The 21,118-nt window shown below is 54.8% G+C and carries 20 protein-coding genes; 12 read left to right on the top strand and 8 right to left on the bottom strand.

Translation table 11 applies throughout. The features are described from left to right. Nucleotides 1-178: 178 nt before the first annotated feature. Complete coding sequence (locus tag AC2TE5_RS11070) at nt 179-1,102, top strand: LysR substrate-binding domain-containing protein (RefSeq protein ID WP_023335657.1); 924 nt, start codon at nt 179-181, stop codon at nt 1,100-1,102. A 258-nt stretch (nt 1,103-1,360) separates the two neighbouring features. Then, nucleotides 1,361-3,742: a glucose/quinate/shikimate family membrane-bound PQQ-dependent dehydrogenase gene (locus AC2TE5_RS11065; protein ID WP_484613259.1), complete on the top strand. Its 2,382-nt coding sequence runs from the start codon at nt 1,361-1,363 to the stop codon at nt 3,740-3,742. A gap of 118 nt (nt 3,743-3,860) precedes the next feature. Here AC2TE5_RS11065 and AC2TE5_RS11060 read toward each other — a convergent pair whose 3' ends face one another. The 3 genes from AC2TE5_RS11060 to AC2TE5_RS11050 all read right to left on the bottom strand — a co-directional run bounded on the left by AC2TE5_RS11060 (nt 3,861) and on the right by AC2TE5_RS11050 (nt 7,138). Further along, entirely contained in the window at nt 3,861-5,552 is a 1,692-nt protein-coding gene (locus tag AC2TE5_RS11060) for a methyl-accepting chemotaxis protein (protein ID WP_484613258.1), read from the bottom strand. Between the two features lie 160 nt (nt 5,553-5,712). Continuing rightward, nucleotides 5,713-6,831, bottom strand: a complete 1,119-nt coding sequence (locus AC2TE5_RS11055; protein ID WP_484613330.1) for an S-(hydroxymethyl)glutathione dehydrogenase/class III alcohol dehydrogenase — start codon at nt 6,829-6,831, stop codon at nt 5,713-5,715. Nucleotides 6,832-6,862: 31 nt separating this feature from the next. After that, nucleotides 6,863-7,138 (bottom strand): metal/formaldehyde-sensitive transcriptional repressor, encoded by a 276-nt coding sequence (locus AC2TE5_RS11050; protein ID WP_003857256.1) that lies wholly within the window; start codon nt 7,136-7,138, stop codon nt 6,863-6,865. A 202-nt stretch (nt 7,139-7,340) separates the two neighbouring features. Here AC2TE5_RS11050 and AC2TE5_RS11045 point away from each other — a divergent pair, with 202 nt between their 5' ends. Both AC2TE5_RS11045 and AC2TE5_RS11040 read left to right on the top strand, forming a co-directional pair. Then, a complete protein-coding gene (locus AC2TE5_RS11045; RefSeq protein WP_484613257.1) occupies nt 7,341-8,207 on the top strand; it encodes an AraC family transcriptional regulator in 867 nt (288 codons plus the stop codon). Nucleotides 8,208-8,429: 222 nt separating this feature from the next. Next, nucleotides 8,430-9,020 (top strand): LysE family translocator, encoded by a 591-nt coding sequence (locus AC2TE5_RS11040; protein ID WP_484613256.1) that lies wholly within the window; start codon nt 8,430-8,432, stop codon nt 9,018-9,020. A gap of 5 nt (nt 9,021-9,025) precedes the next feature. On the opposite strand, the gene AC2TE5_RS11035 is transcribed toward AC2TE5_RS11040, so the two are convergent. Continuing rightward, on the bottom strand, nt 9,026-9,919 hold the full coding sequence (locus tag AC2TE5_RS11035; protein ID WP_484613255.1) for a LysR family transcriptional regulator: 894 nt from the start codon (nt 9,917-9,919) through the stop codon (nt 9,026-9,028). Nucleotides 9,920-10,134: 215 nt separating this feature from the next. Here AC2TE5_RS11035 and AC2TE5_RS11030 point away from each other — a divergent pair, with 215 nt between their 5' ends. Genes AC2TE5_RS11030 through AC2TE5_RS11010 form a run of 5 tightly spaced genes read left to right on the top strand, consistent with a single transcriptional unit; the run spans nt 10,135 to nt 13,178 of the window. Beyond that, complete coding sequence (locus AC2TE5_RS11030; RefSeq protein ID WP_484613254.1) at nt 10,135-10,941, top strand: MipA/OmpV family protein; 807 nt, start codon at nt 10,135-10,137, stop codon at nt 10,939-10,941. A gap of 10 nt (nt 10,942-10,951) precedes the next feature. Next, the gene (locus tag AC2TE5_RS11025; protein WP_213330495.1) at nt 10,952-12,067 is read left to right on the top strand and encodes a serine hydrolase domain-containing protein; all 1,116 of its coding nucleotides are present in this window, start codon (nt 10,952-10,954) and stop codon (nt 12,065-12,067) included. Then, the gene (locus tag AC2TE5_RS11020) at nt 12,054-12,401 is read left to right on the top strand and encodes a hypothetical protein (RefSeq protein ID WP_484613253.1); all 348 of its coding nucleotides are present in this window, start codon (nt 12,054-12,056) and stop codon (nt 12,399-12,401) included. Before AC2TE5_RS11025 ends, AC2TE5_RS11020 begins: the two co-directional genes overlap by 14 nt. A 25-nt stretch (nt 12,402-12,426) precedes the next feature. Beyond that, the gene (locus tag AC2TE5_RS11015; RefSeq protein ID WP_484613252.1) at nt 12,427-12,960 is read left to right on the top strand and encodes a DUF2975 domain-containing protein; all 534 of its coding nucleotides are present in this window, start codon (nt 12,427-12,429) and stop codon (nt 12,958-12,960) included. Between the two features lie 2 nt (nt 12,961-12,962). After that, a complete protein-coding gene (locus AC2TE5_RS11010) occupies nt 12,963-13,178 on the top strand; it encodes a helix-turn-helix domain-containing protein (RefSeq protein ID WP_024908393.1) in 216 nt (71 codons plus the stop codon). On the opposite strand, the gene AC2TE5_RS11005 is transcribed toward AC2TE5_RS11010, so the two are convergent. Further along, the gene (locus AC2TE5_RS11005) at nt 13,133-14,095 is read right to left on the bottom strand and encodes a LysR family transcriptional regulator (protein ID WP_484613251.1); all 963 of its coding nucleotides are present in this window, start codon (nt 14,093-14,095) and stop codon (nt 13,133-13,135) included. The genes AC2TE5_RS11010 and AC2TE5_RS11005 overlap by 46 nt on opposite strands. Nucleotides 14,096-14,185: 90 nt before the next feature. Here AC2TE5_RS11005 and AC2TE5_RS11000 point away from each other — a divergent pair, with 90 nt between their 5' ends. Both AC2TE5_RS11000 and AC2TE5_RS10995 read left to right on the top strand, forming a co-directional pair. Then, a complete protein-coding gene (locus AC2TE5_RS11000; RefSeq protein ID WP_213330487.1) occupies nt 14,186-14,662 on the top strand; it encodes a GNAT family N-acetyltransferase in 477 nt (158 codons plus the stop codon). Nucleotides 14,663-14,796: 134 nt separating this feature from the next. Continuing rightward, nucleotides 14,797-15,069 carry an ElaB/YgaM/YqjD family protein gene (locus AC2TE5_RS10995; RefSeq protein ID WP_484613250.1) on the top strand — a complete coding sequence of 91 codons (273 nt, stop codon included), beginning with the start codon at nt 14,797-14,799 and terminating at the stop codon, nt 15,067-15,069. Nucleotides 15,070-15,098: 29 nt separating this feature from the next. Here AC2TE5_RS10995 and AC2TE5_RS10990 read toward each other — a convergent pair whose 3' ends face one another. After that, entirely contained in the window at nt 15,099-16,562 is a 1,464-nt protein-coding gene (locus AC2TE5_RS10990; protein WP_484613249.1) for an EAL domain-containing protein, read from the bottom strand. Nucleotides 16,563-16,838: 276 nt separating this feature from the next. Between AC2TE5_RS10990 and AC2TE5_RS10985 the strand changes: the two genes are divergently transcribed. Beyond that, nucleotides 16,839-17,723: a helix-turn-helix domain-containing protein gene (locus AC2TE5_RS10985; RefSeq protein WP_213330483.1), complete on the top strand. Its 885-nt coding sequence runs from the start codon at nt 16,839-16,841 to the stop codon at nt 17,721-17,723. Nucleotides 17,724-17,758: 35 nt separating this feature from the next. Here AC2TE5_RS10985 and AC2TE5_RS10980 read toward each other — a convergent pair whose 3' ends face one another. Both AC2TE5_RS10980 and AC2TE5_RS10975 read right to left on the bottom strand, forming a co-directional pair. Beyond that, entirely contained in the window at nt 17,759-18,934 is a 1,176-nt protein-coding gene (locus AC2TE5_RS10980) for an HlyD family type I secretion periplasmic adaptor subunit (protein ID WP_213330482.1), read from the bottom strand. Beyond that, a complete protein-coding gene (locus tag AC2TE5_RS10975; RefSeq protein WP_484613248.1) occupies nt 18,931-21,111 on the bottom strand; it encodes a type I secretion system permease/ATPase in 2,181 nt (726 codons plus the stop codon). Before AC2TE5_RS10975 ends, AC2TE5_RS10980 begins: the two co-directional genes overlap by 4 nt. Nucleotides 21,112-21,118: the final 7 nt, after the last annotated feature.

Below are 21,118 nucleotides of genomic sequence, written 5' to 3'. Positions count from 1 at the left end.
GTTAGCGATCCCCCTTCCGCAATGAGCAATAAATGAACAAGGACGTTCGCTTTTATTCCCCTGCCAAAAAACATGTTGTAACTCAAACAGATCAAATGTTAAAAATATTTTGCTATCAGGTTATCAAAATTAAACAACTTAACTTGTCACCCGCATCGCTCTGTTTTTAACATCGCCTATGGAAAAAAATGGTCTGTTCAGTCAGCGCATACGCTTGCGCCATTTGCATACATTTGTGGCCGTCGCTCAACAGGGAACGCTGGGGCGTGCGGCTGAAACCCTTAACCTGAGCCAGCCTGCGCTCTCGAAAACCCTCAACGAGCTGGAACAGCTGACCGGTGCCCGTCTTTTTGACCGCGGGCGGCTGGGGGCGCAGCTTACCATCGTGGGCGAACAGTTCCTCACGCACGCCGTTAAAGTGCTGGATGCGCTCAATACCGCAGGCCAGTCCCTGCATCGAAAAGAAGAACAATCCAGTGAGGTGGTGCGCGTGGGCGCCTTGCCCACCGCGGCGCTGGGCATTCTTCCACCGGTTATCGGCCAGTTCCACAAGCAGCAGCGGCATACCACTATTCAGGTTGCCACCATGAATAACACCATGCTGCTCGCGGGGTTGAAATCAGGCGAACTGGATATCGGTATCGGTCGAATGTCCGACCCTGAACTAATGGGCGGTCTCAATTACGAACTGCTGTTCCTGGAATCCCTGAAGCTGGTGGTTCGTCCCAATCACCCCCTGCTGCAGGACACGGTGACGCTTAGCCGCGTGATGGAGTGGCCGGTTGTGGTGTGCCCGAAAGGGACCGTGCCACGCCAGACCGCCGAAACGTTGCTGCAAATGCAGGGGTGTACGCTGCCTTCAGGGTGTATCGAAACGCTGTCGGCCTCGCTTTCACGCCAGCTCACCCTGGATTATGACTACGTCTGGTTCGTTCCCTCCGGCGCGGTAAAAGATGATTTACGCCAGGGAACGCTGATCGCCCTGCCGATTACCTCTCCGGGAGCCGGTGAACCTATCGGCATTTTGACCCGCGTAGACACGCCACTCTCAACGGGCGCACAGACGCTGCTGAGCGCTATCCGCAAATCAATGCCGGTATAAAACCTTTTTCACCCCTCACCCTAACCCTCTCCCCTTAGGGGCGAGGGGACTAGCCCGTGCGTTAATCAAATAATGCGGAATAATCCATTAACAATTGCGTAAAACAATTTAACAGTTTTATCATAACGGTGAATTCACCAAATGGTTCGCAAATCATTTTATAAAACCGAATTCACCCGTATTAATCATTATTCTCCCCGCCATTATTACCCAACTGGTACACACCCGACACGGCGGGGGGATCGAAAGGAGAAAGACATGGCATTTGGCAGCGCGCCGCGCGGGATACCTCGTATTCTGCAGTGGCTTCTTGCCGGACTGATGATGCTCATCGGTCTGGCGGTCGGCGGGTTGGGCTTTAAGCTCGCCACCGTAGGCGGAAGTGGATACTTCCTGATAATGGGCGTGGTCATGGTGATTGCCGCGATCCTGATTTTCCTCAATCGCACCAGCGGGATCGTGCTTTACAGCATCGCGTTTATTGCCTCGCTGTTCTGGGCGGTAAGCGATGCGGGCTGGGATTTCTGGCCGCTCTTCTCTCGCCTGTTTACCTTCGCCGTACTGGCCTTCCTTTGCGCCATCGTCTGGCCTTTCCTGCGCGCGGCAAACCACAGCGCCGCGAACAAGGCGCCCGCTTTTGGCGTCGCGGCCGTGCTCGCGGTGGCCATGCTGGTCAGCCTGGGCTGGATGTTTAAGCCACAAACCCTCGTGGCCGCGAACGAGTCCGTTCCGGTTAAACCCGTCGCGCCCGGCGAGCAGCAAAAGAACTGGGAGCACTGGGGCAATACCACCCACGGCGACCGTTTCGCCGCGCTGGACCAGATTAACAAGCAAAACGTCAGCGATCTGAAGGTCGCCTGGGTTGCGCACACCGGCGATATTCCGCAGAGCAACGGCTCCGGCGCGGAAGATCAAAATACTCCCTTACAGGTTGGCGACACGCTGTATGTCTGTACCCCATACAGTAAGGTGCTGGCGCTGGACGTGGATTCGGGTAAAGAAAAATGGCGTTATGATTCTAAAGCCACGGCCCCTAACTGGCAGCGCTGCCGTGGTCTGGGTTATTTTGAAGAACGCTCCAGCGTGACAACGTCACAGGCAGAGACACCGCCTGCGGCATGCCCTCGCCGCCTGTTCCTGCCGACCACCGACGCCCGCCTGATTGCCATCAACGCGGATAATGGCAAGGTCTGCGAAGACTTCGGCGACCATGGCACCGTGGATCTGAGCATCGGCATGGGCGAAATTAAGCCCGGCTATTATCAGCAGACCTCCACGCCGCTGGTCGCCGGCAATGTCGTTGTCGTCGGCGGTCGCGTCGCGGATAACTTCTCCACCGGCGAACCGCCGGGCGTGGTGCGCGCCTACGACGTTCACACCGGTAAGCTGGCGTGGGCGTGGGATCCGGGTAATCCGAATCTGACCGGCCTACCGCCGGAAGGCCAGACCTACACGCGCGGCACGCCGAACGTCTGGTCAGCGATGTCTTACGACGCTAAGCTGAACCTGATCTACCTGCCAACCGGCAACGCCACCCCGGATTTCTGGGCGGGCGAACGTACTGCGCTCGACGATAAATACAGCTCCTCCATCGTCGCCGTGGACGCGACCACCGGTCAGGTGCGCTGGCATTTCCAGACGACCCACCACGACCTGTGGGATTTCGACCTGCCTTCCCAGCCGCTGCTGTACGATCTGCCCGACGGTAAAGGCGGCACCACGCCTGTGCTGGTGCAGACCAGCAAGCAGGGCATGATCTTCATGCTTAACCGCGAAACCGGCAAGCCGGTGGCGAAGGTTGAAGAACGTCCTGTTCCGGCGGGTAACGTTGAAGGTGAACGCTACTCTCCGACCCAGCCGTACTCCGTAGGCATGCCGATGATTGGCAACCAGACGCTGACCGAATCCGACATGTGGGGGGCGACGCCTGTTGACCTGCTGTTGTGCCGTATTCAGTTTAAAGAGATGCGTCATCAGGGCGTCTTCACCCCGCCGGGTCTCGACCGCTCCCTGCAGTTCCCTGGCTCTCTCGGCGGGATGAACTGGGGCAGCGTCTCCGTTGACCCGAACAACAGCCTGATGTTCGTCAACGATATGCGCCTGGGCCTGGCAAACTACATGGTGCCGCGCGCTAACGTGGCGAAAAACGCCAGCGGCATCGAGATGGGTATCGTACCGATGGACGGCACGCCGTTCGGCGCGATGCGCGAACGCTTCCTGTCGCCGCTGGGCATTCCGTGCCAGAAGCCGCCGTTCGGCACCATGTCGGCCGTTGACCTGAAAACCGGCAAGCTGGTGTGGCAGGTCCCTGTTGGCACGGTGGAAGATACCGGCCCGTTGGGCATTCGTATGCACATGCCAATTCCAATCGGCATGCCGACGCTGGGCGCATCGCTCTCTACCCAGTCCGGCCTGCTGTTCTTCGCCGGCACGCAGGATTTCTACCTGCGCGCGTTTGATACCGCCACCGGGAAAGAGATCTGGAAAGACCGTCTGCCTGTCGGCAGCCAGTCCGGCCCGATGACCTACGTGTCGCCGAAAACCGGTAAACAGTACATCATCATCAACGCCGGGGGCGCTCGCCAGTCGCCGGATCGCGGTGATTACGTTATCGCGTACGCGTTACCCGATAAGAAATAAGATGTGAAAAAGGGACCGAAAGGTCCCTTTTTTTTGCCCGGTGGCGCTTCGCTTACGCGGGCCTACAAATACAAGTAGGTCGGGTAAGGCGAAGCCGCCACCCGACAAAACACGCCACTCAGAACGTCTCCCAGTTATCCCCGGAAACCGTTGCCGCCGGGCGCAGCGGTGCGTTCTTCGCCACTGGCGCAGACATCACCGCGCGGCTCGACTTTGCACCGCTCAGACGAAACGCCCCGACCGCCTCGGTCAGACGCGCGCCCTGTTCCTCCAGAGACGCCGCCGCCGCGGAGGCCTCTTCCACCAGCGAGGCGTTCTGCTGGGTCACCTTATCCATCTCGGAAATCGCTTGGCTCACCTGGACAATACCGCGACTCTGTTCGTCGGACGCAGCGGCAATCTCCAGCATGATGTCGGTCACGCGCTTAACCGCGTCGACGATTTCATTCATGGTGTTACCGGCGGCGACAACCTCACCGGAGCCCTGGTCAATCAGCGAAACCGATTCGTTGATCAGGCTTTCGATCTCTTTTGCAGCATTCGCACTGCGGCTTGCCAGGGTTCGGACTTCGCTTGCCACCACGGCAAACCCGCGCCCCTGTTCACCCGCACGCGCCGCTTCTACCGCCGCGTTAAGCGCCAGGATATTGGTCTGGAACGCAATGCTGTTAATCACGGCGGTAATCTCAGAGATCTTTTTCGAACTGGTGGAGATATTGCCCATGGTTTTGACCACGCCGGAGACCATCTGACCCCCGCGGCTGGCTTTGCCGGAGGCATCTTCCGCCAGCTTGCTGGCATGATGGGCGTTATCGGCGTTCTGTTTCACCGTCGCGGTCAGCTGTTCCATGCTCGCAGCGGTCTGCTCGATGGCCGCGGCCTGCTGCTCGGTGCGCGAAGAGAGATCGGTGTTACCGGCAGAAATCTCGCTGGTGCCGCGGTAGATCTCCTCCGCCCCCTGACGTACGGTGCCCACGGTGTTTTCAAGCGAGTGCTGCATGGTTTGCAGATCGCGCGTCAGGCGGCCAATTTCGCTGCGCCCGGCCACATCGTCCGGCATCGTCAGATCGCCTTTGGCGATATTCTCGATACGTTTCGCTGCACGCTGCAAAGGATTGATTACCGTACGGCGCAGCACAACAAAGGTCATCGCCGTCAGCACCAGCGCCAGCGCAAACGCGCCCACCATAAACATCAGGCCCAGCTGCGTGCGGCTGTGCGCCTGCGCCGTCAGCGTATTCGCACGGTCGGTGCGGATCTTGATCGCCTTCAGCAGAACGGCATTGTAAGCGTCATCCAGCGGACGCGCCGTTTCGTTTTCGTGGTTGATAATCGCTTCGAACATGCCGTTTTTGGCGAATTTCACCATCGGCTGCATGCCCGCAATATAGGCGTCGTATCGCGCCTTGAGATCTTCATCCAGCGCTGCGCCCTCAGCGGTGCGCACGGCACGATTCATATAGGCGGTAAAGCTCTCCTGGGACTGCTTAATGCGCGTTTCCGCCTCGCTGATGTTCTGCTTCATCGCATCCATCTCCGCGATACGGCTTGCCGCACCGGCGTGGATCAGGTTGATACGCGCGGTTCGCAGATGGTTTGAGCTGTTAGACAGCCCCATACGCACCTGAATTTCGGATGTGACATCCTGCTGATCGTTATCGGCCTGCAGCAGGAAATACCCCGCCAGACCCGAGCTCAAGGCAAACAGAAGAATAATGCCACCGAGAATGGAGGAAAACAGCGGAACCAGCCTGATGTGATGCAAGAAGCTCAGCTTGCGCTGCGCCTGCATCGAAGTAGTGTTGTCCATGACCGTCGACTCTCTTATAGGTAAGATGCGTAAAAACATGCGTGTTAAATAGTCATCGGCACGGTGGGGATTTAGATTACGGCTAAAAACGCCGCACTGGTCACACTTTAGAGAAGATTATTAAAGAAACGCCAGCGGTGAAAAACCGCTGGCAGAAGAGTTACTTGTCGCCGAAATGAATGACGGTGCGGATGGATTTTCCTTCATGCATCAGATCGAAAGCCTCGTTGATCTGCTCCAGCGGTAAACGGTGGGTGATGAACGGGTCAAGTTGGATCTTGCCGGCCATGGCATCTTCAACCATATCCGGAAGCTGGGTACGGCCCTTCACGCCGCCAAACGCCGAACCGCGCCACACGCGCCCGGTGACCAGCTGGAATGGACGGGTTTTAATCTCCTGACCCGCACCGGCCACGCCAATGATGATGCTCTCGCCCCAGCCTTTGTGGCAGCACTCCAGCGCGGAACGCATCACGTTCACGTTGCCGATACATTCGAAGCTGAAGTCAACGCCGCCGTCGGTCAGCTCTACGATGACGTCCTGAATCGGTTTTTCGTGATCTTTCGGGTTAACGAAGTCGGTCGCGCCCATTTCACCCGCCAGCTTGAATTTCTCCGGGTTGGTGTCGACGGCGATGATACGACCGGCCTTCGCCTGCACCGCGCCCTGAATCACCGCCAGACCAATGCCGCCGAGACCGAACACCGCAACGGTATCGCCCTCTTTGACTTTTGCCGTGTTATGCACCGCGCCAATACCGGTGGTCACGCCGCATCCCAGCAGGCAGACTTTATCCAGCGGCGCCTGCGGGTTTACCTTCGCCAGCGATATCTCCGCGCAAACGGTGTATTCGCTGAAGGTGCTGGTGCCCATGTAATGATAAACTGGCTCGCCGTTATACGAGAAACGGGTAGTACCGTCCGGCATCAGCCCTTTCCCCTGCGTGGCGCGAACCGCCTGGCAGAGGTTGGTTTTACCGGATTTACAGAACTTACACTCGCCGCATTCCGCCGTGTACAGCGGGATCACGTGATCCCCCGGCTTCAGGCTGGTCACGCCCTCGCCCACTTCCACCACAATCCCGCCGCCTTCATGGCCGAGCACCGCCGGGAAAACGCCTTCAGGATCGTCCCCGGAGAGCGTAAACGCATCGGTATGGCACACGCCGGTATGGGTGATTTTGATCAGCACTTCGCCTTTCTTCGGCGGTGCCACGTCGATTTCAACGATTTTGAGCGGCTGGCCGGGACCAAATGCAACTGCAGCGCGAGATTTCATCATGTCTTCCCTTTTTGTCAGGTGTGTGGGTTTATTTTAGATAAGAGCGCAGCAAATGGCCGACTTCCGCCATGCGTACGGCTCGCTGATCCGGCGTGGTTTCCCCCGTTACCAGCTCGTCTTTGAGGTGAATTTCAACCATTTCGCCCATCAGGCCATTGGCAGCCCCGCGCACGGCGGCGATTTGCTGCAGGATGGCCAGACAGGGATCGCCCGACTCCAGCGCGCGTTCAAGGGCATCAACCTGGCCCCGAATGCGACGGACGCGAGTAAGAATGCGTTTTTTATCTTCGGGTGAATGCGGCATACGCCCTCCGTTAAGATACTATAGGGGGGTATGGTATTTAACTTTCCTGAAGATGTAAACCTTCTATTTGAACAGTATATTTGACGACAGGGCGATTGCTGCCGTACAACGTTATGCCGCCAGTATAACCTCTCCATAATCAGCAAGATCGGTCAGGATTCTGGCCGTTCGGTGAGGCAAAGTGGGTCATCAGGAGGATGCAATGAACAATGCACTCAAAACGGCCTACCGCGAGCGCTTCACGATGGTGTGCGACTATATCGCCAACCATCTCGATGAACCGCTCACGCTGGAGAAGCTCAGCGCGTTAGCCTGCTGTTCGCCTTATCATTTTCACCGGCAGTTTCTGGCGTTTAGCGGCCAGCCTTTATATCGCTATATCCAGTGGCTGCGCCTGCGTCATGCTTCCTGGCGACTGGCGTTTAATCCTCAGGATAAGGTGATTGATATTGCGCTCGATGCCGGGTTCCAAAGCCCTGAATCGTTCAGTCGCGCCTTCAGAAACGCGTTTGGAAAAAGCCCGCGTCAGTTTCGGCAGCAGCCGGACTGGCTGAACTGGCACCAGCGCGTACCGAAAATGACCTTTCAGGAGCAAAAAACGATGGAAATTAAGATTGTCGATTTCCCACAGACCCAAGTGGCAATGCTGCAGCACCGTGGCAACCCGGATCGGGTTAATGACAGCGCGGCGAAATTTATTGCCTGGCGTAAAAGCACGGGCCTATCGCCAGTACACGAAAGCAGTACGTTTGGTATTGCCTGGGATGACCCGGCAACCACGCCCGCAGACGCCTTTCGTTTCGATATCTGCGGCAGCATCGCTGAAGCGATACCAGAAAATGAATTTGGGGTTTCCAGTGGCGAAATCGACGGCGGACGTTACGCCGTATGCCGTCACACGGGTTCTCTGGATACTATTTCCGCCACGGTGTGGGCGATGTTTCGCGACTGGCTACCGGCCAGCGGCGAAACGCTGCGCGATGCCCCGGTATTTTTCCACTACCTCAACTTCATTCACGAGGTGCCGGAACATGCGCTGCAAACGGATATCTACCTGCCGTTAAATTGACTCTCCCTTATTGACCGCCATTTCTGCCGGGTGGCACTGCGCTTACCCGGCCTACAGTCTCCTGCCAGCCTGCGCGATCGGTGCAAAATATCAAACACACCTTTAGATAAAGGCCACTTACTCTGACGTACGTTCCCAGATAGTATTCAGAAACATGACGAGTAAAGTCGCGACTTAATAATACAGCTCCTCTATGCAGATAAGCCAACCCACGGAGATAAAATGCTGTTCATTTTCACAATGTTTATATTTTCACTGACGCTTTCATTTTCTCCTGGCCCCGTTAATATGGTGATTATATCGTCAGGGGCCGTTCACGGTTTTAGAAAGACCTTCTCATTTGTCTCCGGTGCAACGATAGGGTTTACGTTATTACTTATTTTTATTTGTTTCGGTTTTTACGCTGCAATCGAAAAATACCCTGTATTTTTCCGTTATCTTAATATTGTCGGTTCTTTATTTATAATGTATCTGGGCTACAAGATAGCGTCGTCCCGGCCCGATATGTCATTAACAAAAACGGATGCACCCGGTTTTGTTCAGGGTTTTGTAATGCAGTGGATCAACCCAAAAGCATGGACCGCGTGCGCCTCAGGGGCAGCGATGTTTTCCGAACCCTCAAACCCTGCGGCAGCATTCATCTTTATAGCGGTCTATTTTTTAGTCTGTTATGTGTCGCTTTCTGCATGGGCATTGATGGGAGAAAAGGTGTCGACGCTGCTCAGGAGCACACAGCAGATCCGTACGTTTAACGTGTTGATGGGCGGACTGCTGCTTATTACGGCGTGCTACATGCTCTCTTTAGCATTTTAAACCCGTTATAACGTGTGAAACTCTATCGCGTTATAAATATCATTAATCAATTTGTAGGCAATACTGCTGGTCGACATATTAGAAGGCCAGACGGCATAAACTTTCAGCGGTTCTAATGACCAGTCGGGGAGTATTTCCTGCATATCTCCACGCTTAACGTCCTCTTCGCTTAAATAGCGAGGAGGTGCGGCGAGTCCAATTTGTTGCCTGGCAAGGGCATAAGCGGCTTCGACATTATCTACATACACCCCAGGCGTATACGTTACGACAGCCACCTCCCCAGATGTATGCCGGAATTCCCGGTTATTCTGCCTCATACTGAGTCCAATCCACGGCAGTTTCGCCAGGTCATCAGGATGCGTAATCGCCGGGTAATGGCTTAGCAAACCACGGGAAGCAACTACCTGGCGCGGCAGCACGAAAAGATGGCGCGCTTTCAGTGAACTGTCCGGAAGTTCGCCGATTCGAAATGCAACATCAATACCGTCGGCAATAATATCTCTGCGCGTATCACTGTAAGAGATATTCAGTAAAATGCCCGGATGACGTTTTATAAAATCGGCCAGATGGCGGGTAAACGCACTCTTCAAAAAAACGGCAGGAAGAGAAACAGTAAGCTTATTCGCCGTTGATATTGAACGCTGCTTAAATTCAATGACCCCCTGCTCATACAGCGCCAGCATCGATTTGGCCGTTTCCAGCAAATTTGCGCCATCGTGGGTCAGAGAGAGTTTACGGGTGTTTCTGTAGAGCAACGCGCAGCCAAGATTTTTTTCCAGCTTTGATAAATGCGTGCTTGCCGTAGCGGTTGTAAGCCCTAACGCTTCTGCCCCACCTGAAATGGATCCTGCCTCAGCAATCTTTGCAAACACTATCAGATAACGGATGTCATCAATCATTTATCGTCCTGTTGCGACGGCGTTCCTGCGAACTTCTCCTTCAATCATAGAGTTACGATATCGTACTTTCCTCCCCGGCCGCATCTCTTTTTATCGTGAGCGCGTGAGCACACCTACCAAATTTAGTGTAAAACAATAAATGTTTATTGTTTTACGATAAACACCAGGCTAGCCTGCACGCACTTCACCTTACCCTTTGCCAGGAGAGGCATTGAATGAAAAGAAGTCTGCTGTATGGCGTTTCGCTCGCGGGGATCGTGCTTTGCGCTCCCTTACACGGTGCGGAGCTGTCCGGCTACGCGGGTCTGGGCGTCGCGGTCAGTCCCGTTTATTCGGGATCGCGGCATTACGCGCCCGGACCGCTGCTGAAGGGCGGCCTGAGTCTGAAGAGTAAAGGCTGGGGGCAATGGGATCTCTCCACGGAGGGGCTGGCATGGACACTTCCCCCCGATACCCCGTTTGCCCTGAGCCTGCTGCTGGCCTCTGATGAGGGTAGAAAAGAGACAGTTACCTATCCCTTCTCCGCTCGAAAAAACCGTGACCTCCAGGGAATGGGCGATATGTCCGACATGCTGATGGCGGGCGCGGAAATGCGTTATCAACGCGAGGACTGGACGATATGGCTGCGCGCGTTAAGCGCAACGCAAAAACACCGGTACGGTGGCGAGACGCAGCAGCTGGCGAGGACCGTGAACAGCGGCGTAAAGTCCACCCTCTGGCGCGGGCGGGACGTCGAATTTTCGGTCGCAGGTGACATCACCTGGGCGAACAGCGGCTATCAGCAGCGCCATTATGGCGTCACCGCGAGCCAGTCTCAGCGCACCGGGTTTGATGCCTATTCACCATCATCGGGTTTACAGGAAGCTGGTGTCGATAGCGAACTGGTCTGGCACATCAGTGAAAATCTGACGGCTGGGGTGACCGGTCGCGCAGCCTGCCTGCTTGATGAAGCGGGTAAAAGCCCGCTGGTTAACAGCCGCATGCAGTACACCTTGTCATCAATGATCCAGTACGAGTTCTGAGGCACAGACCATGAATAAACAGTATTTATACAGCCGCAGGCGACTGTTAGCCGCAGGGGTTGTTTTTGTGTCGCTGATTGCCGCAGGCATCTACCTGCAGCCGGGCGTCAGCACGCCGTCCCCGCGCCAGACGGGTGATGCAACCATCGTCTCGTTCCTGACGCCACTCCTCAGCGGCGCGCGTGGCAGCGTTGCCGTCGCACTTATCACGCCAAAAGGCGTGCAGTACGCCCTGTGGGGCAGCGATTTTACAAAACAGTATGAAATCGCCAGCCTGACCAAAACCATGACCAGCAGCCTGCTGATTGAGGCGCAGCGACGCGGCGAAGCGGCGCCACAAACCCGCGTCGGTGAACTTATTCCGGAGATCGCAGGCCCGGCGAGCGATATTACTCTGGCGCAGCTGGCTTCGCATCGTTCCGGCCTTCCGCAGCTGGCGACGTCGTTACCCGAGAAAGTTCAGGTGATTAAGACCATCATCCTGCGTGACAATTTCTGGAACTTCGATGAGGAGACATTAATAGACATGGTGAATAAAGCCAGCGTCGAACGCCCGGCCGGATTTGACTATTCCAACACCGGCTACGCGCTGCTGGGACTGGCGCTGGCGCGTGCATCGCATCAATCTTTTGCCGATCTCCTGCAAACGCGAATATTCGCTCAGGCGCACATGACAGGCTCCGTCGTCGCCAGTGATACAGCGCCCGCCTCTTCCACGTTCAGCCAGGGTCGGTCCGCTTCCGGCCTGAGCGAAGCGCCGTGGATCATGCACGCATTTGCCCCTGCTGGAGGCGTGCGTTCAACCATTGTCGACATGGCCCATTACGCTCAGTCGCTGCTGGCAGGCCAGCTCGCATGGAGCGACGCAATGACGCCGCAGTTTGCGACTGACGATCCCGATTCACGCGTGGGCTATGGCTGGTTCACCACGCGCATTCAGGGGCGCGATATCACATGGCATGATGGTGAATCGTCGGGATTCGCGTCCGCAATTGCCTTCGACCGAGAGCGTAAAAGCGCCGTGGTGATCCTGTCCGACACCGCGTGGCCGGTGGTTGTCCCGGCCATACGGCTGCTATTAACCCAGCCATCTCATACGGCAGAGGCGCATCATGAACTGGATTGATATTCTCTGGGCAATACTGACCTTCGTCTCGGCCCTGCTGTTTGCGTGCGGAACGTGGGCCGCGCAGTATAAACTTCGGCTGGTGAACACAGTGCTGACCGTGGGATTAATTCTGTATAGCATGGAAATGATGCAGACCATCACCCATCTGAATACTCCAGGTTACTTTTTCAGAATGCTCACCTGGGTGATTCAGGCATCTTATCTTGCCTTTAGCGTGTATCACGTGTGGCCAAAACCCTGGATGAAACACGGAGCTAACTGTCTGAACGGCGGCAAGATTGCCATCGCGCTGATGCTTATGTCATGCTTGAGCATGCTGGTCTTAAAATAATATGAAATATTCAGGAAGGTTCGACGTGAATGGTGCGAGGGATAAACTCAGTCTGGTGCTCATCGCAGGGGTGCTGCCGCTCTTTCTCATCCTGGTATTAGTCACCCCTCTGTGGATCTATTTCACCGGCGAGTCGTTTTTTATTTCCACTCTGCTAAAGCTCGCGGAGGTTCAGAATGACGCTCTGGCGGTTTCGACGGTTTCGCCGCTCCGCCAGATCCTCCTGCTGGCGATCCTTTATCTCCCGGCGGGGCTGTTTGCCTTTGCTGTCTGGCAGGGGATGAGCGTCACGCGACAGGTTCGTCAAAAACAGATCCTCTCCCGGGCCCTGGCAAACAGCGTTCGCAAGATTGCCATCGCGATGCTAAGCCTTGGGATCGCACTGCCGGTCTGCCGCTTTTTGATCCCGCTGACGATCGCGTGGCCGGGACATTACTATCAGGTCACCCTTTTGCTTGGGGATTTTGTTCTGTTATTAACAGGCGGTTTGCTGCTGGTAACGTTTCACTCCCTGGTCGAAGGCATCAAAGCGGAAGAAGAAAATAAGGAGTTCATCTAATTATGGCTGTCGTGGTTCATCTGGACAAAATGCTGGTAGAGAAGAAAATGACGTCCAGAGCACTGGCAGCCTTTGTGGGGATCACTGAGCAAAACCTGTCGCTGCTCAAGTCCGGCAAGGTGAAAGGGATACGTTTTGATACGCTGGCGAAAATTTGCGAGGCTCTGCAGTGTCAACCCGGCGACATCCTCTCCTGGGAGCCGGACAGCCCGGAATGACGCGCCTGCGCCAGCGTTTGCAGCTGCTCCTTAAGCCAGCGGGTCGCGCCCCGCTGGCCGCTGCGTTTATGCGAGTAAATTTTCACTTCAAACGTGCGTATCGAAAACGGTAAAGGAAAAATACTCAGGTCCGCCGCCGCCGTCAGCTTCTCGGCGGCAAAACGGGGGATCGCCATCAGCAGGTCGCTTTCCGCAACGATAAACGGCGCGCTGAGCATCGACGGCGTTTTGATCGCGATTTGTCGGGTATAGCCCAACTGTTCGAGCCGCACGTCCAGAACGCCCTGCTTCTCATTCCATGGCGTCACCACCAGGTGTCGGGCTGCGAGATAATCCTCCAGCGTCAGACGCGTCCGGCGCGCGTTGCTGATAACCACATACTCATCTTCAAACCAGCCGATCTCTTCCAGTTCCGGGTGCCGAATATCATCCTGAGTGCTGAACCCCAGCGCGAGATCCACTTCGCCCGCCAGCAGTTCCGTCAGCGCCGGGCTGTGCGGCAGATAGCGCAATTCGAAACGCAAACCCGGGGCAGCAAGCTGCAGCTTGTGCATCAGCGCGGGGAAAATGCACAGCGCGGTAAAGTCCGTAATCCCAATTTGTAAGCTTTCGGTACTGCTGGCCGGGTCAAACTCCGGCTGCGGGGTCAGCTCATGATTCAGGAACGACAGTGCGGAGGCGATGGAAGGCGCAAGCTGAGAGGCATACACGCTGGGGGACATGCGATGCCCTTCCCGAAAAAATAGCGGGTCATTAAGGGTGATGCGCAAACGCGACAACGCATGGCTCAGTGCCGATGTGCTCATCGACAGCTCATCAGCGGCAAGCCGAACGGAACGGTGGCGGTAAATCGCGTCGAAAACGGGCAGCAGGTTTAAATCAAGGCGTCTCAGCACCGGATGCATAATATTCATCATTTGTTGATTTCATTGCACTTAATTCTTCGGACAATACTCCGTATGCTTAACGCCATCAATCGAAACACAGGCTAAAAAACAGGAAAAACAATGAGCATAACCATTCGTCAGGCCCGTCCCGAAGATGCGGCGGCAATTTACGCCATGATCTACGAGCTCGCGGTGTATGAAAAAGCGCCGGAAGAAGTCGTGACGACGCCGGAGGAGATCCGGGAAACGCTCTTTGGCACCGGCAGTCAAACCGAAGCGTTGATCGCGGAGTGTGAAGGTAAGATCGCCGGCTATGCCGTGTTCTTCACCAGCTATTCTACCTGGCTAGGACGCAACGGTATTTACATGGAAGACCTGTACATTTCCCCGGACTATCGCGGTAAAGGTGCGGGAAGAGCGCTGCTGAAACATATCGCGCAGCTCGCGGTAAAACGGCAGTGCGGCCGCCTTGAATGGAGCGTGCTGGACTGGAACCAGCCCGCGATTGATTTTTACCTGAGCATAGGCGCGCTGCCGCAGTCCGAATGGGTTCGCTATCGCCTTGATGGCGACGCGCTGCTGAGTTTTGCCGAATAACAGCGTCTCTCTGTGCGAGCCCCCCGCACAGAGATATATCCGAAAACAGCCCTGCCAGGTGCCGAAATTAACCTTTCGTCTCCCACATCCGCAAAGAGCGGCTATCCTTTAAATATCAACAAAAGGAGGCGAAAATGTCCGATCTCGATACTGATAAAAACACCCAGTTTGCAGAAGACAAAGCAAAAAATAAATTTGATGAACTTGCAGGTTCAGCGCAGCAGCAGTTTGGTGAATTTGTAGATTCACCAAAGCATCAGGTCAAAGGTGCGGCTAAAAAATATGCCGCGCAGGCCAGCGATGCCGTTTCCGACGTCACTGAAGCTGTCAGAAATAACCCCCTCACCGGCCTCGTCGCAGCGGGTGCGGTCGGTATTGTTCTCGGCCTGTTGCTGGGTCGAAAATAATAAAAGGCCCTTCGGGGCTTTATTTTTTCTTAACTGAATAATCTGACCATGCGGTCTAACTCTTCCTCTTTCACGGCGCGCGATAAATAATACCCCTGAAAGTTTTTCACGCCCAGCGCGACTAATTTCTCAAACTTTTCTTCGCTATCCACCCCCTCCGCAATACAGTCCGTTCCGGTCATGTCGCTATAAAACTGTATCGCTTTAATCAGGTTATAGTCATTGTCGTTTGCCACAAAATGCTCAACGATGTCCCGATCCAGCTTGAGTCCATCAAAATGCACCTGCCGCACCGGGAACATGGTTTGATGATTAGAGAAACAGTCATCCAGAAACAATCGACACCCCGTATTACGTAAATGCCGCATGGTTTCAGGGATCCTTTTGTCCTTCGTCACGTCAATATCTTCTGCAAATTCAAAGACCAGCTTTTCGGCCCACTGCGGTTTGAGCAGCATGTCGATAGCTTTCCTTGCCATATCAGGCAATGCATTCCCGGACGCCAGGCGAGGTGGAATATTCACTGAAAAATAGTATTTGCCATTATACTTATTGATCCCCGACACGGCAGCATGGATAACTAACGCTGTTATTTTTAACCATATCTCATGATTTGAAATGTCCGTGAGAAAGCCGGCTGGCTTGACAATTTTACCGTTTTTATTCCAGCGGATCAGTATTTCAAAACCTACTCCTTTTTTGTCACGATCGGTAATTATTTGATAGGCAGGGAAGATCTCTCTTTTAAGTAGCGCATTAAATATTTCCGTTTCCTTATCCGTGAATTCTCTTTTTTGACGCTGATGTTTAATCCCCCCCTCCGCTTTAAAATTGTGCGGGTCGTGTAACCATCGCTTAATTAAGCGTAATTTCAGCACACCTTCCTTACGGTGGGTATAAACCGTTTTATTAGAAAGCCCCATTTCGTCGCACATTTCCTTTACGGACATGCCGCGGTAGAAATTTAATAAAACGTCAATCTCTCTTTTTGTTAGCCATTTTACGTTTTCTTGCGAAGCATTATCCCTGCTGCGATCGCGTAATAAGTACGAACGATCCTTAAAAACGTTATGTTGCGTATGAGAACAGGTTATGACATCTGAAACGCGGGCAATACGAATCAATGATAATTGATAGCTGTTATTTAAAAGACTGCCCAGGGTGCGATACAGCCAGCCATCCGGTATGTCACCATACAGGGTGACGCGTCGAATAACGGGAAGCGTATTGAGCACGGATGCAAGGCGCTTCAGGCTCTCCAGGAGATTGACGATACCTTTTCCGAGAAACGCTACAATATGAGCATTCTGATTTATAAGGATATTTTCCATATCCTGTTGGGATACCTCATCTCCGTCAAAGTGAATATGCGAAGCCTGTATACCGTATTGGTTAAGGATCAGACGATATCCCTGGAACGTAAAACCGCAGGCTGAGATGACATATTTTTGTTCATCGCACGCCCCATTTCTCATAGAAATTTTGTGGGTCATAACCTGCTCCTGGGCACTGAAGCGCCATTTCCATTTGTGAATGCATAAAATTTAACGCACCTGTTATAAACATTAATTTTACAGTACAGCCTCAGGCTAAGAAACAGTTATCAGCCGAACTCACAGGAACATCTTTGCGTTAATCACTACGGCTTAAATATACTTTTCTTTGCAAATAACACCGGCAAACATCTCATTCTCAGGGTATAATGTGAATTCCGAAAAAGAAGACTAAACGCTTCATCTATCGGCTCATTTAAATACGAGAAAAATGCTATGGATAATCACGTCTCATCCAGGGCCTTGCTACATCGAAGGGATGTTATAAAGAACAATCCGCGATTCGGTGAGGCAATATTAGAGCACTACACAATTAATGATACCATCTACAAAAAACAACCTCTTTTCTACAAAACAATGCTGCAGGAATCACGGTTTAACATTATTCTCTCCATGTGTTGTTTTATTTTTGGAAATCAGGCGGAGTCAGTTTCAGAGATAAAAGAGTTATGTTCTCGCTATAAGATAGCCAGCCCCAACAGCGTTATTGCGATCATTACGATACTGAGAACCACCGGGCGCATCAGGACCTGGCGCTGCACGGAAGACCGACGCAAAACGAGAATCGCGCCAACCGAAAAAGGTTTGAATGAACTTAAACGCTATATGTCCGGCGCATTTTTGCCCGTCAGCATTCTGTACCCCGCATTTAATATTAATGTTAACCTGCTGGATAATGATGTTTTGAGAAACAACTTCTTCCGCCGTGCGGCAGAATATCTTTTTCGGGGATTAACGTTCAGAAAGGTTTTACCGGAAGTGGGGTTATTTATTGATAAGGATGGCGGCCGCATGATTATGCTTTATATTTATCTGCAGGCCATGAAAAACAAATCCGCTCACGGTGCGGTTATTGACTATTCAGCCAGCTCGCTCGCAAAAGAATTTTTTGTTTCACGCATCCACGTCAACCGAATTATCAAATCGGCACAGGAGGCGGGTTATCTTAAAGATCGTGGTGATGGTCGGATGTCGATATACCCGGCGTTTATCGAACTTGTCGAAAATTATGCCGGGTTATATTTTGCCTATGTTACGCATTACATCAACGTTGTGCCCAAAGAGCGACGCCACGCTCACAGCGTGACGTCAACCGTATAATCCAGCAGGCGTTCGGTGTCCCGAACGCCATTCACCTATCGTTCCCGCAGCGCCTCTTTTGCCTTGTTCAGCGGCTTCAACAGATAATCCAGAATGGTTTTGCTGCCGGTTTTAATATCAACGGTAGCAATCATGCCCGGAAAGACCGGAAATTCCTGACCTTGCTTATTGGTCAGATGGTTACTGTCGGTACGAATATAGACGCGATAGTAGTACACATCCCTTTTCACCTCATCCTGCAGGGTGTCCGGCGAAATCATGGTCACTTCCCCTTCCAGCCCGCCGTAAATGGAGTAGTCATAGGCCGTAATTTTCACCAGCGCTTTCTGGCCGGGATGAATAAACGCCACATCGCGCGGCGAGATTTTCGCTTCGACCACCATCTGATCGTCAAGCGGGACCAGGCTCATCAGCTTGCCGTTCGGCGGGATAACGCCTCCCACGGTCGTGACGTCAATATCCTTGACGATCCCGCGAACCGGGGCATTGAAGGTCAGCCGGGTCAGGGAGTCCGCACGCCCTTTCATCACCGAACGCTGGGCTTCAATCTCCGCATTGGCTTTCGCCAGCTCTTCACGGGCGCGAACGTAATACTGGTTTTTCATCTCGGTAATTTTGTTCTCAAGCTCATTTTTTTGACGCTCAAGACGTAACACCTCAACCTTGCTGGCCGCCCCCTGGGTCACCAGCGGACGGGTCAACGACAGCTCGCGCTGCACCAGTTCGGCCCCCTGACGCAGCCCGGCCAGCCCTTTTTCGAGGCTCTCACGACGGGACTGGTAGAGCGCCGTTTCCTGTTTAACCAGCTCAACGTCGTCATCCAGCTCTTCCGGGAACGCAAGTTCCGTGTCGTTCACCTCGGCCTTCAGGCGCGCCGCCGTTGCCAGCGCCGCATTCAGACGAGACTCGCTCTCCAGCACGCTCGATTCGGTTTTTGTTCGGTCTAGCTGCGCGAGCTGCTGGCCGCGTTCCACAATGTCACCTTCACGCACCATCAGGCTGTGGATAATGCCGCCTTCCAGGGACTGAATGACCTGCTCATGAGAAGACGGTATGACCTTGCCGCTGCCGGTCGTCACTTCATCAAGATGGAACAGGCTTGCCCATGCGATAAACACCGCCAGCAGGGTAAACAGCGACCATGCCACCAGTGACGAGCGCGGCAGGCGTGGCTCCTTCAGTCGGCTATTGAAACGGGAGAAATCATTCATGCCGCGCCCTCCTCGGCAACCGCCGCTGGCTTCATGGTCACGGTACGCTGCGCGGCTTTCTGCGGTGCCATACCGTGCTGATGCAGGATCGCATCGCGCGGGCCGTCCATCACCACCTTGCCGTTTTCCAGCACAATGATGCGGTCGACCAAATCCAGAATCGGCAAGCGATGCGTCGCCACCACCAGCGTCCGGCGTTTCCCCAGCCATTTGTGGAGATGCTGTATAAACTGCTTCTCGCTCATTTCGTCCAGCCAGGCGGTAGGCTCGTCCAGCAGCAGGATATTCGGGGAGGTGATCAGCGCGCGCGCCAGCAGCAGCGCCTGACGCTGACCGCCGGAGAGGCCAGCCCCGCCTTCGTTGATGATGTAGTTCAGCCCCATTTTCTGCTTGCGCACAAACTCCAGCGCGCCGCTGTTGACCAGCGCCTGATGAATCTCGTCGTCGGTGGCTAACGGGTTCCCCATCAGGATGTTGTCCCGCACGGAGCCAAAGAACAGCCGGGCCTGCTGGCCGAGCAGCTGCATGTCGCGGCGCACGTCGGCCGGGTCCAGATGATTGAGGGCAATATCGTCGAGCAGGATGCTGCCCTGCTGCGGCTCCTGCATACCCGCCAGAAGCTGTAGCAGCGTGCTTTTACCGGAGCCATTACGCCCAAGCACCGCCACGCGCTCTCCGGCGCGGATCTGCAGCTTGCTGATGTTGAGCACGGTGAGTTTCTCTTCCTCGTCGTAATAAAACCCGACGTCCTCAAGGCTATAGTCGCCGCGCAGGTGGGCTTTGTGCACCTTCTTGCCGTGCTGCGGATCGTCAATCGGACGCTGCATCAGGTCGTCCAGCCCCTTGCGGGCCACTTTTGCCGACTGCCAGCGCGAGAGCACGCCTGAGATCTGCGACAGCGGCGCGATAGTGCGCGATGCCAGAATCGAGGTTCCCACCAGCGCACCGGTGGTCATGTCGCCGCTGATAACCAGGTAGCAGCCCACCAGCAGCACCACCGCATAGACGATGGACTGCACCTCCTGCGTCCAGGTGAGCAGCAGGCCCGTCAGCCAGCGCTGCTTCATGCCGACGCTGGCGGCGACGTCGTTGGTGTTATTCCATTGGTTCTGGAAACGCTGCTCGGCGCGCATCAGCTTGATGTCTTCAATGCCCTGCACCGCTTCCACCAGCGTGGCGTTACGAATGGCGGACTCACGCATCCCTTCGCTGGAAAGCTTCCCCAGCGGGCGCTGCACCAGCAGGCCGGGGATGAGCAGCAGCGGCACGGCGATCAGGACCACCAGCACCAGCGGGCCGCCAATCATCCACAGAATAAAGACGAACAGCAGGAAGAACGGCAGATCGGAGATGGCCGCAATGGTGGTTGAGGTGATCAGCTCCCGCACCGACTCCAGCTCGCGGATCTGCGCGATAAAGGATCCGGTTGATTTGGATCGCGCGCCGTTTTTAATCCGCAGCGCGTGGGCAAACACGCGTTCAGAGATGCGCAGGTCGGCGCGTTTCCCCACCACGTCAGAAATATGCACGCGCAGCATACGCATGATGAATTCGAACACGATGGCAATCATCACGCCGCCAAACAGCACCCACAGCGTGGCTTCCGACTGCGACGGCACCACCCTGTCGTAGACCTGCATGGAGAAGACCATGCCGGAAAGCGCCAGCACGTTGGCCACCAGCGCCACCAGCATAATGTCGCTGTAGCGTCGCCAGTCTTTCAGCGCCAGCTGCCAGAACCAGTTTTTCTCATAGGGTTTGATGTAATCGTCCACGCGGGCATCCGGCGTGGATTCGAGCGGGCGCAACACCATCAGCCCTTTTAACCGCGCCCCGAGTTCATCACGCGTCAGGGTCGTCTCCAGCCCCGCGTCGCCGCTAAACTGCAGGCTGACGTTGCCTTCGCTGTCCATGCGGTTAATGACCGCGATTTGTCCGCCGGTGAATTCCGCCAGCAGCGGCAGGCGCCACGGATCGAGGGATACCGCTTCAGCCGCCACCATACGCATCCCCAGCCCAAGCTGGCGCGCCATCTCCTCCAGCACCAGCTGGCGCGGAGACTGGCTTTCATGGTTAATCGTGACCCGAACGTGCTCCGCTGAGAAATCCAGCCGGTAGTGTTTCGCGATGATAAGCATGCCCTGCAGCCAGGGTTCGTACTGTGGATGTGTCTTCATATTGCTA

It is taken from the genome of Enterobacter sp. N5-15 (genome assembly GCF_057221635.1).
This window is presented reverse-complemented; position numbering and strand designations above follow the sequence as displayed.

Bases quoted from the DNA above. Each gene is read 5' to 3' on its own strand.
- AC2TE5_RS11070 (WP_023335657.1), top strand. From the start codon at position 179: ATGGAAAAAAATGGTCTGTTCAGTCAGCGCATACGCTTGCGCCATTTG.
- AC2TE5_RS11065 (WP_484613259.1), top strand. From the start codon at position 1,361: ATGGCATTTGGCAGCGCGCCGCGCGGGATACCTCGTATTCTGCAGTGG.
- AC2TE5_RS11060 (WP_484613258.1), bottom strand. From the start codon at position 5,552: ATGGACAACACTACTTCGATGCAGGCGCAGCGCAAGCTGAGCTTCTTG.
- AC2TE5_RS11055 (WP_484613330.1), bottom strand. From the start codon at position 6,831: ATGAAATCTCGCGCTGCAGTTGCATTTGGTCCCGGCCAGCCGCTCAAA.
- AC2TE5_RS11050 (WP_003857256.1), bottom strand. From the start codon at position 7,138: ATGCCGCATTCACCCGAAGATAAAAAACGCATTCTTACTCGCGTCCGT.
- AC2TE5_RS11045 (WP_484613257.1), top strand. From the start codon at position 7,341: ATGAACAATGCACTCAAAACGGCCTACCGCGAGCGCTTCACGATGGTG.
- AC2TE5_RS11040 (WP_484613256.1), top strand. From the start codon at position 8,430: ATGCTGTTCATTTTCACAATGTTTATATTTTCACTGACGCTTTCATTT.
- AC2TE5_RS11035 (WP_484613255.1), bottom strand. From the start codon at position 9,919: ATGATTGATGACATCCGTTATCTGATAGTGTTTGCAAAGATTGCTGAG.
- AC2TE5_RS11030 (WP_484613254.1), top strand. From the start codon at position 10,135: ATGAAAAGAAGTCTGCTGTATGGCGTTTCGCTCGCGGGGATCGTGCTT.
- AC2TE5_RS11025 (WP_213330495.1), top strand. From the start codon at position 10,952: ATGAATAAACAGTATTTATACAGCCGCAGGCGACTGTTAGCCGCAGGG.
- AC2TE5_RS11020 (WP_484613253.1), top strand. From the start codon at position 12,054: ATGAACTGGATTGATATTCTCTGGGCAATACTGACCTTCGTCTCGGCC.
- AC2TE5_RS11010 (WP_024908393.1), top strand. From the start codon at position 12,963: ATGGCTGTCGTGGTTCATCTGGACAAAATGCTGGTAGAGAAGAAAATG.
- AC2TE5_RS11005 (WP_484613251.1), bottom strand. From the start codon at position 14,095: ATGATGAATATTATGCATCCGGTGCTGAGACGCCTTGATTTAAACCTG.
- AC2TE5_RS11000 (WP_213330487.1), top strand. From the start codon at position 14,186: ATGAGCATAACCATTCGTCAGGCCCGTCCCGAAGATGCGGCGGCAATT.
- AC2TE5_RS10995 (WP_484613250.1), top strand. From the start codon at position 14,797: ATGTCCGATCTCGATACTGATAAAAACACCCAGTTTGCAGAAGACAAA.
- AC2TE5_RS10990 (WP_484613249.1), bottom strand. From the start codon at position 16,562: ATGACCCACAAAATTTCTATGAGAAATGGGGCGTGCGATGAACAAAAA.
- AC2TE5_RS10985 (WP_213330483.1), top strand. From the start codon at position 16,839: ATGGATAATCACGTCTCATCCAGGGCCTTGCTACATCGAAGGGATGTT.
- AC2TE5_RS10980 (WP_213330482.1), bottom strand. From the start codon at position 18,934: ATGAATGATTTCTCCCGTTTCAATAGCCGACTGAAGGAGCCACGCCTG.
- AC2TE5_RS10975 (WP_484613248.1), bottom strand. From the start codon at position 21,111: ATGAAGACACATCCACAGTACGAACCCTGGCTGCAGGGCATGCTTATC.